The sequence below is a fragment of the Pseudomonas sp. MWU13-2862 genome (assembly GCF_023242495.1).
In the GTDB taxonomy this organism is placed as follows: Bacteria; Pseudomonadota; Gammaproteobacteria; order Pseudomonadales; family Pseudomonadaceae; genus Aquipseudomonas; species Aquipseudomonas gingeri_D.
In genome coordinates, this window is sequence record NZ_JALMEZ010000006.1 from 248,822 (window position 1) to 262,534 (window position 13,713).

Below are 13,713 nucleotides of genomic sequence, written 5' to 3' on the forward strand. Positions count from 1 at the left end.
TTAAAACACCGACCAACCAATCCGCTCGCTCAGCAGCTCCAACGCCGCCATCCCCACCAACGAGTTGCCCGCCACATTCAGCTCCGGTGCCCAGACGCACACGGTAAAGCGTCCCGGCACCACCGCGACAATCCCGCCACCCACGCCGCTCTTGCCCGGCAAGCCGACGCGATAGGCAAAGTTCCCGGCCTCGTCATACAGCCCGCTGGTGGCCATGATCGAGTTGACCTGCTGGGTCTGGCGCCGGGTCAGGATCTGCTCGCCGCTGTGCTTGCAGAAGCCGTCATTGGCCAGGAAACCGAACGCCCGCGCCAGGTCGATGCAGTTCATGCGCAGGGCACAGTGGCTGAAATAGCTGCGCAGCACGGCTTCGACATCGTTGTGAAAATTGCCGAATGACTGCATCAGATAGGCCATGGCCGCGTTGCGCGCCCGGTGCTGGTACTCCGACTCGGCCACCTTGCCGTCCACCATGACCTGCATATTGCCCGACAGGCGCCGGGCGAAATCGCGCATCGACAGTGCCGGCGCGGCGAAGCGCGATTGATTGATATCGCAGATCACCAGGGCGCCGGCGTTGATAAACGGGTTACGTGGGCGACCGCGTTCGAACTCCAGCTGCACCAGCGAGTTGAACGGCTGTCCGGAGGGTTCATGGCCCAGCCGCTCCCAGATGGCCTCGCCGGAGTGGTTGATCGCCTGCACCAGGCTGAAGACCTTGGAAATACTCTGGATCGAGAACGGCGTCTGTGCGTCGCCGGCGCAGAACATTTCGCCGTCGTTGCCGTACACGGCAATACCCAACTGATTGGCCGGCACATCCGCCAGCGCCGGAATGTAATTGGCCACCTTGCCCTGGCCGATCAAGGGCCGGACTTCATCGAGGATTTCGTTCAACAGCGCTTGCATGCTCGGGCTCGCAGTCACTTCCCGCCGGGTTGCGGGGCTACATGCTGCTAGACGCCGCGTGCGGGCTTCGGAGCACAGTTTTTACGCTCGGGGTTGAGCCGTTGGCGCCTGTGTGGACCGGATCAGTTCGTACTCGTTGAGACCGGAGCAGAGGCGGGGGTAAACTGCCTGCCCCGTGTAATGTCTGTTGGCTGGAGCCGGTAATGCGCAAAGATAAGAAACAGGTGATTGGTGACGAGATCGGCGATGCGCAGATCAAGTTGTTTCTCGATTTCGAGCCGGTCGACGCCACTTCGCCGTCCCTGCACAAACTGATCAAGGCCTACCGTGGACTGCGTATCGACGATTTCGAGCGCTTCCTGGGGTTCTTCAAGGAAGCCGGTTACGACCTCGACGGTAAAGACGAGCACGGCCAGGACTTCGTGAGCCTGATCCGCGACCAGCGTAATGCCGGCGACTATATCGAGTTGATCGACAAGGCTCGCGGGTAAGATTCAAGACCGCGTTGCCTGCATCGCGAGCAAGCTTGCTCCTACAATGCTGCGGCGAACCGACATTTCGCGTACGGCGCCATTCCTGTAGGCGCAAGCTTGCTCGCGATGAACGATAACGCGGGCTTTCGTTGAATCCTGACCAAAAAAAACGCCCCGCTCTTCAACCGAAGAGCGGGGCGTTTTTTGTCAGCGATCACCTCAAGCGTAGCTTTCGGTCTCGCTGCTCGGCTCAACCAGTTCCAGGCGGACGTTGTTCTGCGCATTGATCTGGCGATACAACGCTGCATCCGTCTCCAGGACTTTTTCCCGTGCCGGGAAGATTTCGTGGAGCTTGGCTGCCCACTCACCCTTGGCCTTGTCCGCGAAGCAGCGCTCGATCAGTTCCAGCATGATCGACACGGTCACCGAAGCGCCCGGCGATGCACCGAGCAGGGCGGCCAGCGAGCCGTCCTTCGCCGCCACCAGTTCGGTACCGAACTGCAGGACGCCGCCTTTCTTCGCGTCTTTCTTGATGATCTGCACCCGCTGGCCGGCCGTTTCCAGGCGCCAGTCCTCGGCTTTCACCTCCGGGTAGAAGCGGCGCAGGGATTCCAGGCGCTGCTCCATGGACTGCATCACTTCGCTGATCAGGTACTTGGTCAGGTCCATGTTGTCACGGGCCACGGCCAGCATCGGGCCGATATTGCCGGCGCGTACCGACAGTGGCAGGTCCATCAGCGAACCGTGCTTGAGGAACTTGGTGGTGAAACCGGCATAAGGCCCGAACAGCAGGGATTTCTTGCCATCGACCACGCGGGTGTCCAGGTGCGGCACGGACATCGGTGGCGAACCCACGGCGGCCTGGCTGTAGACCTTGGCCTGGTGGTGCTTGACCACATCCGGGTTGTCGCAGCGCAGCCATTGGCCGCTTACCGGGAAGCCGCCGAAACCCTTGCTTTCCTCGATGCCCGAAGCCTGCAGCAGCGGCAGCGCCGCGCCACCGGCACCGAGGAAGACGAACTTGGCATCGACGTCACGGCTGTTGCCGCTGTTCACATCCTTGATGCTTACGGTCCAGCCGGCGCCATTGCGCTTGAGGCCGGTGACGCGCTTGCAGTACTTGACCTGGGCATCGGGTGTGCTGGTCAGGTGCTTGAGCAACTGATTGGTCAGGGCGCCGAAGTTGACGTCGGTGCCTTTCATCACGCGGGTCGCGGCAATCGCCTCGTCGGCCGGGCGGCCCGGCATCATCAGCGGCATCCACTCGGCCATCTTCGCGCGGTCTTCGGTGTACTCCATCTCGGCGAAGGCATGGTGCGGATGCATGGCTTCAAAGCGCTTCTTGAGGAACTCCACGCCTTTTTCGCCCTGGACGAAACTCAGGTGCGGCACCGGGCTGATGAAGGATTTGCACGAGCCGAAGGTGCCTTTCTGGGTCAGATAGGCCCAGAACTGCTTCGACACCTCGAACTGGGTGTTGATGTGCACGGCTTTCTTGATGTCGATGGAGCCGTCAGCCGCCTGCGGCGTGTAGTTCAGCTCGCACAGCCCGGCATGGCCGGTGCCGGCGTTGTTCCACGGGTTGGAACTCTCCGCGGCACCGGAATCCATCAGCTCGACGACTTCCAGCTTGATCGCGGGGTCGAGCTCCTTGAGCAGCACCGCAAGGGTGGCACTCATGATGCCGGCCCCAACCAGGACCACATCAACTGCTTCGTTATGCGCCATTAACGCGTCTCCAAAATCTGCAGCACCACATTGACGGCATGGCTGCCGGGCATGGGCGGGGCACGTTTGACGTTAGCCCAGCAATGACCCGACCAGGATGGCCATGTCCGATTCTTCGCAATTTCTTGCAACTTCAGCGGACGCTGCCGGTGGGCCCAAGGTGCGTATGAACGCATGTGTGGGCAACACGGGCAATTCGACTTATGGTCAAGAGCGTCCGATTCGTGCAACCAAATCCGTAAGCGAACAGGCGTCAAGCACCTGTCGGGGTGTATCGGGTCCTGTGTGATGAGGTCGTTGGGGACGCTGATGGTGCCTGTTCAGACGCGAAACTATTCATTTGTTCGCCACACTCTCGTGAAGTTGTGAAAACCCGTTTTTTCACGCTCTTTTGAAGACGTGAACCTCAAAAAAGGGCTGCCGCGGTCTGTCACCGGGCCCGCGGTGCGAATACCCGCCGGGAAGGGCAGGCGGCACGGGCCAACAACTCAGTGAGCGAGCACAAGGGCAGCTCTGGCAGATTCGCTGAAAACGGTGGTTTGCGCAGGTAACGGCAAGCTCGCCGGCTTCACTCGATCTGTGTGGGCGGCTCTCTGTGGGCAATACGAAGGTGCCGATGCAAGCGCATTGGCGGTGCTGCGAGGCCCGATCAGGAGACGTCCTTATAATCGGGGGGAGATTGTAACTAAGAAACGGGGGGAAATGGTCGTGTTTAATGACTTTTATTCGACATCTGGTCAGATGCCGGGCAGCGGCATCGTTCAGAGGCCGTGCGCAGGGTTGCAGAACCCTGTGACAGGCTTGTGACGGGAACGCTGGCCGCCCGGGTTTGTCAGACTTTTCAGCAAGCCGTGGTGGCGCTGGTGAGCGACGCCCGGGCCCCGCTATACTCAGCGTCTGAATGATGCCTGGTCCTTGGAGAGATGAGCATGTTGCAACGCCTGTTGTTCGGTTTGATCACTGTAACCAGTTTGACACTTGTCGGCTGTGCCAACAGCCCGCAACAACTCAGCCCGCAGCCCACGCTCACTACTCAACTGGCGCCGGTCGGTCATGGCCAGCCGGTGGTGGTGCGGGTGGTGGACGGTCGTCGTTCGCCGGTATTGGGCACGCGGGGCGGTCTGTACCCTGAAACCAGCGCGATTACCGTGCAAGGCGCCGACCTGATCCCGAAACTGCAGGCCCAGGCTGAAGCGGCCGTGCGCCTGTTGGGTTTTACCCCTTCGCCGAATGCGATGAATGCGCCGACCCTGACCGTGACCTTGTCCGACCTGACCTATCAGTCGCCGAAAGAAGGCGTCTACGTGACCGAAGCGACCATCGGAGCCAACTTCCGCTCCGATGTGACCAACGCCAACCGTCGTTACAGCGGTAGCTACGGGGCGTCGTTGAACCAGCGTTTCGGCATGGCGCCGAACGAAGAGTCGAACACCAAGTTGATCAGCGACGTGTTGAGCGATGCGCTGACCCGGGTGTTCAAGGACCCGAAAATCGGCCAAGTGCTGAGCGAGTAAGTTGAGTGGTGTGGAGCCGGCTCACGCCGCCTCCACATAAAGATCCAGCATGCTCACTCCGGTCAGCAGATCGGCTTCCGGCAGGTCGGCGTGCTGGTGCCCGCCCAGGGCGCAATAGACCAGCCAATGGCGGTCCTGGACATTGAACGACATGGCGTCCACCAGGGCTTGCTGTTCGTCACTGGGGGCGATCAGATAAAGCCGATCCTGGTTTTCTGCGTGCAGCATGACAAGCTCCGTGGGCTATCGAGGGGCGACAGACTGGCTTGTTAAGGTGACGTTCCGGTGACAACGGAAATTAACCCGACCAACAGAAACAACAACGGCGCCCGTGGGCGCCGTTGTTGTTTGCAGATCGTGGCTATGGAAGCCCCAGACCGGCTTTGACCCGATACTGATTACGCACCGGCGTGGCGTATTGCTGCACCAGGTACGGACGGTGCTCGACCGGGCAGGCGTCCAGGCGTTCCTGCCATTGCGCCTGGGCCTTGGCCAGTTCGTCGGCGGCAAACACCTGGGCGGCGCCCGGTACCTGCAATTGCGGATCGGCGTCGCTCCACTGGGCATACGCCAGGTAATGCACCGGGAACAGGCGATAACCTTCGAGGATCTGCCGGTCCATTTCCGTGGCCAGGACCTTGGTGTCCTCGAACTCGCCGGTCAGTGGCGCGGCGAAATTCACATGGACCCGGCCCTTGTAGCCGGTGATGCCCTTGGCGATGCTGACGTCATCCTCGCCCGGCGCCTTGGTGTAGCTGCCGGTGGTGGCGCGGATATACAACTCGCGGGCCTTGGCCTGGTCGCAGGGATCATATTCGTAGCTGATGGACACGGGAGTCAGGTTCAGCGAACGGATGACCTCGGCGAACGGCTCGTCCTTGCGGCTCATGTGGAACATTTTCAGGATCGCCGATTCGGTACGGTCGTCGCCATCCTTGGCCCGGCCTTCGGCCTGGGCGATCCAGATCGACTGGCAATCATGACGGATCGAATGGTTGATATAGGCCGAGAGCAATTGATAGGCGGCCATCTTTTCCCGCCGTCCGGCGATCGAGCGGTGCACGATAAAGCTCTTGTTCAGGCGCATCAGGTCGCTGACAAACGGCTTCTGCAGCAGGTTGTCACCGATGGCGATACGCGGTGTGGGCAAACCGGCGTGATACACGGCATAGTTGACGAACGCCGGGTCCATCACGATGTCCCGGTGGTTGGCCAGGAACAGGTAGGCCTGGCCTGACTTGAACTGTTCGACGCCGGTGTAGGTGACGCCGTCGGTGGCGCGCTCGATGGTCTGGTCGACGTAGACCTCGACCTTGTCCTGCAAGGTGGCGACCGAGGTCACGCCGGCGAACTCACGGCGCAGGCGGTGGGCGATCAAGGGTCTGAGCAGCCAGCCGAAGGCACCGGCCAGGCGCGGGAAGCGGAAGTGGGTGAGGATATCTAGAAACGCCTGGTCGCCGAACAGCCGGGCCATGACGGCCGGTACTTCACTGTCGTCGTAAGGTCGGATGGTATCGAATTCGCCCATATTCTCTCTTGTTGGAAACGGCTAGGGTAAGTAGAGGTTTGAGTGATAAATAACAAAGCCCGGTCTGGAAAATAAAGCCCAGACATAAAATAGCCTTGCAAATAGACCGGCGATTATACGCACAAGTCACTTCGGAGGCCGCGATGCTGGAAACTGAGCGTTACGAATGTCCCTATTGTGGTGAAATCGGTGAGGCGGTCCTGGATCTGACTGGCGGCGACCAGAGTTATATCGAGGACTGTGCGGTGTGTTGTCGACCGATCACCTTTGTCCTGCAGACCGATGGCGAGGAATGGATGCTCGACGTTTACAGCGAGAACGAGCGATGAGGGCGCCCCCATGCAGCGTATCTACGAGCCGGAAAACCTGATGGAAGGCGAGCTGCTGCAAGGCATGCTCGCCAGTGAAGGGATTCAGGCGCACCTGGTGGGGCGTGACTTGCTGGGTGGGGTGGGGGAGTTGCCGGTCTTCGGCTTGCTGGCCCTGGCGGTGGACAATGACCAGGCGCAATGCGCGCGGGAGTTGATCGCCGCGTACAATGCGGCGTTGCCGCTGGCCGGCGACGAGCCGGAGAGTTTTCCGGATGTGCTGGTCTGTTAGTTTCTTGAAAGCACCGCGCACCTTGTGGGAGCCGGCTTGCTGGCGATGGCGTCCGTCAGGGCGCTGCAAGGCTCAAGGGCCTCATCGCCGGCAAGCCAGCTCCTACAGGGGCTGTGTTGTACCTTGATTGCCCCGCGTTTTTGAAAAGAGCCGTATTGCCCCATGTGTGGACGTTATGCCCTGTTTCGCTGGAACCCCACCTTCGCGGCCTTGCCCGGCTTTCCCGCCGACCAGCAGGCGCAGTGGAATATTTCGCCCAATGACTCGGTGCTGATCCTGCGTGCCGCCGAGGGGCAGCGTGAGCTGGCCCGTGCCCGCTGGGGGCTGACCCCGGCGTGGCTGACCGATCTGTCGAAGACACCGGCCCATGCCCGGGCCGAAACCCTGGCCGAGCAGCCGATGTTTCGCCAGGCGTTCCGCGAGCGGCGTTGCCTGCTGCCGGCCAACGGTTTCTACGAGTGGCGCGGAACCCAGCGCAAGCGGCCCTACTGGCTGACCCCGGCGGAAGGTTCCAGCCTGTTTTTCGCGGCGATCTGGGAGGCTTATCCGGTGGATGGACATGTCTGGTTGAGCACCGCGGTGGTGACCCAGGCGGCGTCGAATCAACGGCGGCCGCTGATCCTGGATGCGGCGGGGCAGGAAACCTGGTTGTCGGCGCAGGCCTCCATGACGGATTTGCAGGCGCTGCTGGCCAGCCCCCAGGCGCCCTTGCGCGAGCGGGTGCTGGCCAATCTGGTGAACGATCCGAAGCTCAATGCGCCGGAGTGCCTGACGCCGGGTTGATTCGGTGAAGTCCTACACCCTGAACTGATTGATCAATCGACGCTGCTGCTCCGCCAGCTTGGTCAATTGCGCACTGGCCGCGCTCGACTCGTCGGCGCCGCCCGCTACTTCATTGGCCACCTGGCCGATATTGATCACGTTACGGTTGATGTCGTCGGCCACCGCGCTCTGTTCCTCGGCCGCGCTGGCGATCTGGGTGTTCATGTCGTTGATCACCGACACTGCCTGAGTAATGCTTTCCAGCGCCTGGGCCGCCTTGGCCGCGTGCTGCACGCTTTCGTCGGTCTTGGCCTGGCTGTCTTCCATGACCTTGACCACGTCGCGGGTACCTTGCTGCAACTGCTGGATCATCGACTGGATTTCTTCCGTGGCCTTCTGGGTCTTCTGCGCCAGGTTGCGCACCTCGTCGGCCACCACCGCAAAGCCCCGGCCCTGTTCGCCGGCCCGGGCCGCTTCGATGGCGGCGTTGAGCGCCAGCAGGTTGGTCTGTTCGGCAATGCCACGGATGGCCGTCAGGATCGCATTGATGTTCTCGCTGTCCTTGGCCAGGGTCTGCACCACGCTGACCGCGCGGCCGATCTCCAGGGCCAGGGCGCCGATGGAGGTCGAGGTGTCCTTGACGATGCGCATCCCGTCGCTGGCGGCCATATCCGCATGGCTGGCGGCCTGGGCCGCCTGGGTCGCATTGCGCGCCACGTCCTGGGCGGTGGCGGTCATTTCCTGCACGGCGGTGGCCACCTGGTCGATCTCGGCCATCTGCTTGTGCACGCCCTGGTTGGTCCGGATCGCGATATCCGCGGTGTGTTCGGAGGAGTCGCTGACACTCTGCACCGAGGTCACCACCTGGGTGATCATCGCCTGCAACTTGATCAGGAAGGTGTTGAAACCCTTGGCGATCGAGCCCAGTTCGTCGGCACGGTCGCTGCTCAGGCGCCGGGTCAGGTCGCCTTCGCCCTGGGCGATGTCGTCGAGCATGGCGACCATCTGCTTGAGGGGACGGGCGATGCCGTGACCCACCAGCCAGATCACCAACAGGCCCAGGCCAGCGATCACCAGGCCGACCATGGCCATGCCGAAGACATCGGCCTTGCGCTGGGTGTCGAGGTCGCCTTGCAGCTTGTGCAGGTCAGCCATGACGGCGTCCAGCGGCAGCTGCATCATCAGGGTCCAGCGCGCGTCGGTCTGGCCGATGCCGAAGGGCAGGTAGAGCTCGATGGTGCCTTTGTCCTTGTCGACGTTATAGGTCACTTCGCCGCGATTGAGCTTGCCCATGGTCGCGACCTTGTCGGCCCCGAGCACGTCCCCGGCCTTCTCGCCGAATTTGCTTGAGTCCTTGGTGTAGGCCACCAGGCGACCGTTGCTGCCCACCAGCGCCATGTTGCCGGCACCGCCATAGAGTTTCTGGTTGGCGGCCAGCAGCATGTCCTGGATGAAGTTCACCGACAGGTCGGCGCCGACGATGCCCTGGAACGCGCCGTTGAGCAGGATCGGTTGGATAAAGGAGGCAAGCATGACCATCTTGTCGCCGACCTTGTAGGGCGCCGGGTCGATCACGCAGGACTTCCTGGTTTCCTTGGAGCACAGGTAGTACTCGCTGGCGCGGATGCCGGTGGAGAGCAGTTTCTGGTCGTCCACATCCACCAGGCTCGACTCGCCGAGGGTGCCGTCGTCGTTACGGAACCACCAGGGCAGGAAGCGGCCGTCCTTGGGGTCGATACCGGCGACCTTGGTGTCGACATAGGCGGCGTCGTTGTGGTCCAGGGCGTTCTTTTCCCAGCCGATATAGGTGCCGAGAATCTTCGGGTTCTGCTGGACGTTTTCCTTGACCAGGCTGATCAGTTGTTCGCGGCTGAGGCTCAAGGCGGGCTTGCCGTCGGCGCCGGTGGTGCCGATCAGGCTGTTGACCCGGACCAGGCCGCCGGCAATCAGCAGCGGCGCTTCGAGTTCGCGCTGGATCTGGCTGACCTGGGTGCGGGCCAGCGCATCCAGGCGCTGCTGGATCACCTGTTCGAATTGCGCCTGGGTGCGCTGTTGCACCATGTCCTGGGTCCTGGCCCCGGAAAACAGGGCGTAGACCACCAGGGCCCCGACCACGCTGAGGATAATGGCCCCGGCCAGGGCCGCGACGGAAAACTGGATCGACTTGAATTTCATGGGAGCCCCGGACACAAGGAGTGACATCTGCCAATTTGTATCGGCCGGGCTTTTCACAGGCATGAGGGGCGGTCGCTGAAATGGCTGTTTTGAATGTGTCTGTGTCGCAAATGGATAGGTGCGGGATGTGGTTCGCCGTGGCTTGGGCGGGTTTATGAATCTTTTCCTACGAAGCGTGCAGGATGTATCCGATGTTGATGTGCTACACATCGTTTGTATCTGGTATTGATACAAATCACCGCCTAGGATAGCCGCAGTCTTCAAGGAGAGTGTTCATGGCTAGAGCTTGGGTGTTGGGCGCGTTGAGCGCGAGTTTGCTGTTGGGCGGGTGCCAGGCTGTCAACACCACCAACGGTGGGGCGGTCGGGGTTGAGCGCAAGCAGTACATGTTCAGCCTGCTGTCGAGCCAGCAAGTCGACCAGATGTACGCGCAGTCGTATCAGAAGACCCTGGGGGAGGCGGGTGGCAAGGGCGTTCTGGACAAGACCAGCGCCAATGCCAAGCGGGTCCAGGCGATCGCCAAGCGCCTGATCGCCCAGGCGCCGACCTTCCGTCCGGATTCGGCGCAATGGCAGTGGGAGGTCAATCTGATCAAGAGTGACGAGCTCAATGCCAACTGCGGTCCTGGCGGCAAGATCATCTTTTACAGTGGCCTGATCGATAAGCTCAAGCTGAGTGACGACGAGATTGCCGCGGTGATGGGCCATGAAATTGCCCACGCCTTGCGCGAGCACGGGCGTGAAGCGATGTCCAAGGCTTATGGGGTCGAGATGGCGAAGCAGGGCGCGGGCGCCTTGTTCGGCCTGGGACAGGACAGCCTGGCGCTGGCCGATACCGTGGCCAACTACGGCATGACCTTGCCCAACAGCCGGGCCAATGAAAACGAGGCGGACCTGATCGGCCTGGAGCTGGCGGCTCGCGCCGGCTACAACCCGAACGCGGCCATCAGCCTGTGGAACAAGATGGGCAAGGCGGCTGAAGGTGCACCGCCGGAGTTCATGAGCACCCACCCGGCGTCCGATAGTCGTATTGCTTCGTTGGAGGCAGCGATTCCGAAGGTGATGCCGTTGTATCAGCAGGCCAGGAAGTCCTGACCCTGTGTAGCGAGAGGGCAAACCCTCTCGCCACAAGGAACCTGCTTTAGATCCAGCCGCTGCTCTGCATCGCCTTGTACACCGCGACCACCGCGAGGATGAAGAACGCTGTCGCCGCCAGCCGGCGGATCAGGGTCAGCGGCAGTTTGTCGGCGGCGAAGTTGCCCGCCAGTACCACCGGGACGTTGGCAATCAGCATGCCCAGGGTGGTGCCGATGATCACCAGCCACAGCTCCGGATACTGCGCCGCCAGCATCACCGTGGCGATCTGGGTCTTGTCACCGATTTCCGCGAGGAAGAACGCAATCAGGGTCGTCAGGAACGGGCCGAACTTGCGCGCCGTGGTGGTCTCGTCATCGTCGATCTTGTCCGGTACCAGGGTCCACAGGGCGGTGGCGGTAAAGCTCGCCGCGAGGATCCAGTGCAACACCGCATCGGAGAAGAAACTGCCGAACCAGGCGCCTACCGCGCCGGCTGCCGCATGGTTGGCCAGGGTTGCCGCGACAATACCGGCAATGATCGGCCAGGGCTTGCGAAAGCGTGCAGCGAGAATGAGCGCGAGCAACTGCGTCTTGTCGCCGATTTCGGCCAAGGCAACGATTGCAGTGGGGACGAGCAGGGAATCCAGCATCAGGTTTTCCTAAGGGGCGGGTCGACACGGCTATGACACGTACAGCCTTCCCGCCCCGGGTAAGGTGTTCGTGTCATAGGTCTTGTCAAACCCCGGGCCCGTCTGTGCGGACCGTGGGTCGCATGCGCCATGGTCTGTTGACCAAGTATGTTGACGCATGCCGGACGAGCGTGGCGCTCGTGGGAGACTACTCCCCTAGGACGGAGCGGATTCTGCCTAGGCAGAATCCATTGCGCAAGCCTTCTTTTTCAACCGCGCTTGGCGCTGTAGACCCGGAAGCCCTGTCCCTCGGCCTTGGTCACGCAGCGTCCGAGATGCTCTTCGATCAGCGGCTGATAACGCAGGAAACTGTTTGCCACCAGCCGAAGTTCGCCGCCGTTTTTCAGATGTTTCGCTGCTTTTCGCAGCAAGTTCTCCGTCGCCAGGTAATCGGTGTGGACCCCGACATGGAACGGCGGATTGCTCAGGATCGCACTCAAGCCCATGGGCGCGGCGTCGATACCGTCACCGGTCAACACCTCGGCGTCGAGGCCGTTGGCGGCCAGGGTCAGGCGACTGCTGGCGGTGGCAAAAGCGTCGACGTCGAGCAGGATCACGTGGTTGTGCGGGTAACGCCGCTTCACGGCCGCGCCGAGGACACCGGCGCCGCAACCGAAGTCCAGCAGGTTGCCGCTCGGCAGTTTGTCCAGGTGTTCCAGCAACAGGGCACTGCCGCGATCCAGCCGGCCGTGGCTGAACACCCCGGGCAGGCTGACCACCTTGAGCGGCCCTTCGGCCAGGTCCAGCTGGTAATGTTGCGCCAGGCTTTCCAGCGTTTTGGCGACCGGTGCTTCGGCCACGGTGACCTGCCACAGCTGGCAATGTCGGGCGCTGTCGAGCTTGCGCGGCTTGCCGAAGGGGTTGAGCTGCTTGGCCGCGCCTTCGATACCGCTGCGTTTTTCCCCGACCAGGAACACCTCGCCAGCCGGCAGGCGCGAGGCGATGGCGTTGAGCAGGTAGTCGGTCAGGTCCTTGGACTTGGGCAGGAACACCACGGCACTGTCGAACGGGACCTCGGGGATATGCACGCCAAAATGGCTGCGGCCTTCGAAGCGCGTCTCCAATGCCGCCTGATCGCCGGCGTGCCAGCACCAGCCGTGGGCGTTGGGCAGGCGTCCGAGCAGGTCGTCGGCGGGCAGCCCGGCGAGCAACAGCTTGCCCTGGAAATAATCGGCCTGACGAAGCAGTACTTCACTGCGCGGATCCATGGTCTGCTCCCTGAAAAAAGTGCCGCAGTCTATCAACTGACAACCCGTAACGCTGCCCCGTTGAAGAAACCCAGGGCGTTTTCCGCCAGCTGGCCGACAATTCGTTGCCGGGCCTCGCGGCTGCCCCAGGCGTTGTGGGGGGTGACGATCAGGCGCGGAATGTCGCCGGCCAGCAGCGGGTTGCCGTTGGTTGGCGGTTCGACGCTCAGCACATCGGTGGCGGCGCCGCCCAGGTGGCCGCTGCGCAGGGCGTCGGCCAGGGCCAGTTCGTCGATCAGGCCGCCGCGGGCGGTGTTGACCACAAAGGCCCCGGGCCTGAGCTGCGCGAGTTCCGAGGCACCGATAAAGTGGCGGGTGTATTCGTTGAGCGGGCAGTGCAGGGTCAGCGCATCGACCTGCGGCAGCAATTGCTCCAGCGGTACGCGATCGGCCCGGGCCGGGCGACCGGGAATCTGCCCGAGCAATACACGCATGCCGAAGGCTTCCGCCAGCCGCGCCACCGCGCCACCGAGTTCGCCATGGCCAAGCAGGCCGAGGGTCTTGCCCTCCAGTTCGACAATCGGGAAGTCCAGCAGGCAGAACTGCTTGGCCTGTTGCCAGCGGCCTTCACCGACGGCTTTCTGGTAATCGGTCAGGCGCGTGGCCAGGGCCAGCAGCAACATCAGGGTGTGCTGGGCCACCGACGGCGTGCCGTAACCCTGGCAGTTGCTCACGGTAATACCCTGGGCTCGGGCGGCGGCCAGGTCGACATTGTTGGTGCCGGTGGCGCTGATCAGGATCAGCTTCAACTCGGGGCAGGCGGCCAGGGTGGCGGCGGTCAGCGGGACCTTGTTGCTGATGGCGACGCTGGCGCCTTTCAGGTGATCGACGACTGTCTCCGGCGTGGTCGTGGCATACAGGCACAGCTCGTCGAAGCAGGCCCGCAGCGGATCGAGGTCAAGATCGCCGAGATCCAGGGAAGGGTGATCGAGAAATACCGCGCGGCGGGAGTTGCTCATCAACTGTACCTTTTGTGCTATTGGATGAACGCGTAAGGTGACGAGCCTAACAGA

At 62.2% G+C, this 13,713-nt stretch carries 14 protein-coding genes and 1 riboswitch; of the genes, 6 read left to right on the forward strand and 8 right to left on the reverse strand.

Translation table 11 applies throughout. From position 1 onward, the window contains the following. Positions 1-909, reverse strand: coding sequence for a glutaminase B (gene glsB, locus M5C56_RS13505; protein WP_103494736.1), 909 nt, complete (start codon positions 907-909; stop codon positions 1-3). Between the two features lie 203 nt (positions 910-1,112). On the opposite strand from glsB, the gene M5C56_RS13510 reads away from it, so the two are divergent. Further along, entirely contained in the window at positions 1,113-1,400 is a 288-nt protein-coding gene (locus tag M5C56_RS13510; RefSeq protein WP_103494737.1) for a PA4642 family protein, read from the forward strand. 201 nt (positions 1,401-1,601) lie between these two features. Here M5C56_RS13510 and mqo read toward each other — a convergent pair whose 3' ends face one another. Continuing rightward, the gene (gene mqo, locus M5C56_RS13515) at positions 1,602-3,110 is read right to left on the reverse strand and encodes a malate dehydrogenase (quinone) (RefSeq protein ID WP_103494738.1); all 1,509 of its coding nucleotides are present in this window, start codon (positions 3,108-3,110) and stop codon (positions 1,602-1,604) included. Between the two features lie 929 nt (positions 3,111-4,039). On the opposite strand from mqo, the gene M5C56_RS13520 reads away from it, so the two are divergent. Continuing rightward, a complete protein-coding gene (locus M5C56_RS13520) occupies positions 4,040-4,624 on the forward strand; it encodes a YajG family lipoprotein (RefSeq protein WP_103494744.1) in 585 nt (194 codons plus the stop codon). A 21-nt stretch (positions 4,625-4,645) separates the two neighbouring features. Here the strand turns inward: M5C56_RS13520 and M5C56_RS13525 are convergent, their stop codons facing one another. Next, positions 4,646-4,852 (reverse strand): hypothetical protein, encoded by a 207-nt coding sequence (locus M5C56_RS13525; protein WP_100941253.1) that lies wholly within the window; start codon positions 4,850-4,852, stop codon positions 4,646-4,648. 133 nt (positions 4,853-4,985) lie between these two features. Beyond that, the gene (locus tag M5C56_RS13530; protein WP_103494739.1) at positions 4,986-6,152 is read right to left on the reverse strand and encodes a 1-acyl-sn-glycerol-3-phosphate acyltransferase; all 1,167 of its coding nucleotides are present in this window, start codon (positions 6,150-6,152) and stop codon (positions 4,986-4,988) included. Between the two features lie 143 nt (positions 6,153-6,295). Between M5C56_RS13530 and M5C56_RS13535 the strand changes: the two genes are divergently transcribed. The 3 genes from M5C56_RS13535 to M5C56_RS13545 all read left to right on the forward strand — a co-directional run bounded on the left by M5C56_RS13535 (position 6,296) and on the right by M5C56_RS13545 (position 7,535). After that, positions 6,296-6,481: a CPXCG motif-containing cysteine-rich protein gene (locus M5C56_RS13535; RefSeq protein ID WP_103494740.1), complete on the forward strand. Its 186-nt coding sequence runs from the start codon at positions 6,296-6,298 to the stop codon at positions 6,479-6,481. A gap of 10 nt (positions 6,482-6,491) precedes the next feature. Then, entirely contained in the window at positions 6,492-6,752 is a 261-nt protein-coding gene (locus M5C56_RS13540; RefSeq protein ID WP_100941256.1) for a DUF2007 domain-containing protein, read from the forward strand. A 162-nt stretch (positions 6,753-6,914) separates the two neighbouring features. Beyond that, entirely contained in the window at positions 6,915-7,535 is a 621-nt protein-coding gene (locus M5C56_RS13545; RefSeq protein ID WP_103494741.1) for an SOS response-associated peptidase, read from the forward strand. Positions 7,536-7,547: 12 nt separating this feature from the next. On the opposite strand, the gene M5C56_RS13550 is transcribed toward M5C56_RS13545, so the two are convergent. Beyond that, positions 7,548-9,689, reverse strand: a complete 2,142-nt coding sequence (locus tag M5C56_RS13550) for a methyl-accepting chemotaxis protein (protein ID WP_152741199.1) — start codon at positions 9,687-9,689, stop codon at positions 7,548-7,550. A 275-nt stretch (positions 9,690-9,964) separates the two neighbouring features. On the opposite strand from M5C56_RS13550, the gene M5C56_RS13555 reads away from it, so the two are divergent. Continuing rightward, positions 9,965-10,783, forward strand: coding sequence for a M48 family metallopeptidase (locus M5C56_RS13555; protein ID WP_103494489.1), 819 nt, complete (start codon positions 9,965-9,967; stop codon positions 10,781-10,783). Between the two features lie 46 nt (positions 10,784-10,829). Here M5C56_RS13555 and M5C56_RS13560 read toward each other — a convergent pair whose 3' ends face one another. The 3 genes from M5C56_RS13560 to M5C56_RS13570 form a co-directional block, all read right to left on the reverse strand. Further along, on the reverse strand, positions 10,830-11,414 hold the full coding sequence (locus M5C56_RS13560) for a TMEM165/GDT1 family protein (protein WP_103494490.1): 585 nt from the start codon (positions 11,412-11,414) through the stop codon (positions 10,830-10,832). An 88-nt stretch (positions 11,415-11,502) separates the two neighbouring features. Next, positions 11,503-11,622, reverse strand: a riboswitch (yybP-ykoY riboswitch). Between the two features lie 40 nt (positions 11,623-11,662). After that, positions 11,663-12,661 (reverse strand): class I SAM-dependent methyltransferase, encoded by a 999-nt coding sequence (locus tag M5C56_RS13565; RefSeq protein WP_103494491.1) that lies wholly within the window; start codon positions 12,659-12,661, stop codon positions 11,663-11,665. Positions 12,662-12,693: 32 nt separating this feature from the next. Continuing rightward, positions 12,694-13,659, reverse strand: a complete 966-nt coding sequence (locus tag M5C56_RS13570) for a 2-hydroxyacid dehydrogenase (protein WP_103494492.1) — start codon at positions 13,657-13,659, stop codon at positions 12,694-12,696. Between the last annotated feature and the right edge of the window lie 54 nt (positions 13,660-13,713).

What these genes read in the sequence shown, in the direction of transcription:
- M5C56_RS13555 (WP_103494489.1), top strand. Translation starts at nt 9,965, where the DNA reads ATGGCTAGAGCTTGGGTGTTGGGCGCGTTGAGCGCGAGTTTGCTGTTG.
- M5C56_RS13540 (WP_100941256.1), top strand. Translation starts at nt 6,492, where the DNA reads ATGCAGCGTATCTACGAGCCGGAAAACCTGATGGAAGGCGAGCTGCTG.
- M5C56_RS13510 (WP_103494737.1), top strand. Translation starts at nt 1,113, where the DNA reads ATGCGCAAAGATAAGAAACAGGTGATTGGTGACGAGATCGGCGATGCG.
- M5C56_RS13525 (WP_100941253.1), bottom strand. Translation starts at nt 4,852, where the DNA reads ATGCTGCACGCAGAAAACCAGGATCGGCTTTATCTGATCGCCCCCAGT.
- M5C56_RS13560 (WP_103494490.1), bottom strand. Translation starts at nt 11,414, where the DNA reads ATGCTGGATTCCCTGCTCGTCCCCACTGCAATCGTTGCCTTGGCCGAA.
- M5C56_RS13530 (WP_103494739.1), bottom strand. Translation starts at nt 6,152, where the DNA reads ATGGGCGAATTCGATACCATCCGACCTTACGACGACAGTGAAGTACCG.
- M5C56_RS13545 (WP_103494741.1), top strand. Translation starts at nt 6,915, where the DNA reads ATGTGTGGACGTTATGCCCTGTTTCGCTGGAACCCCACCTTCGCGGCC.
- M5C56_RS13565 (WP_103494491.1), bottom strand. Translation starts at nt 12,661, where the DNA reads ATGGATCCGCGCAGTGAAGTACTGCTTCGTCAGGCCGATTATTTCCAG.
- M5C56_RS13570 (WP_103494492.1), bottom strand. Translation starts at nt 13,659, where the DNA reads ATGAGCAACTCCCGCCGCGCGGTATTTCTCGATCACCCTTCCCTGGAT.
- glsB (WP_103494736.1), bottom strand. Translation starts at nt 909, where the DNA reads ATGCAAGCGCTGTTGAACGAAATCCTCGATGAAGTCCGGCCCTTGATC.
- M5C56_RS13550 (WP_152741199.1), bottom strand. Translation starts at nt 9,689, where the DNA reads ATGAAATTCAAGTCGATCCAGTTTTCCGTCGCGGCCCTGGCCGGGGCC.
- M5C56_RS13535 (WP_103494740.1), top strand. Translation starts at nt 6,296, where the DNA reads ATGCTGGAAACTGAGCGTTACGAATGTCCCTATTGTGGTGAAATCGGT.
- M5C56_RS13520 (WP_103494744.1), top strand. Translation starts at nt 4,040, where the DNA reads ATGTTGCAACGCCTGTTGTTCGGTTTGATCACTGTAACCAGTTTGACA.
- mqo (WP_103494738.1), bottom strand. Translation starts at nt 3,110, where the DNA reads ATGGCGCATAACGAAGCAGTTGATGTGGTCCTGGTTGGGGCCGGCATC.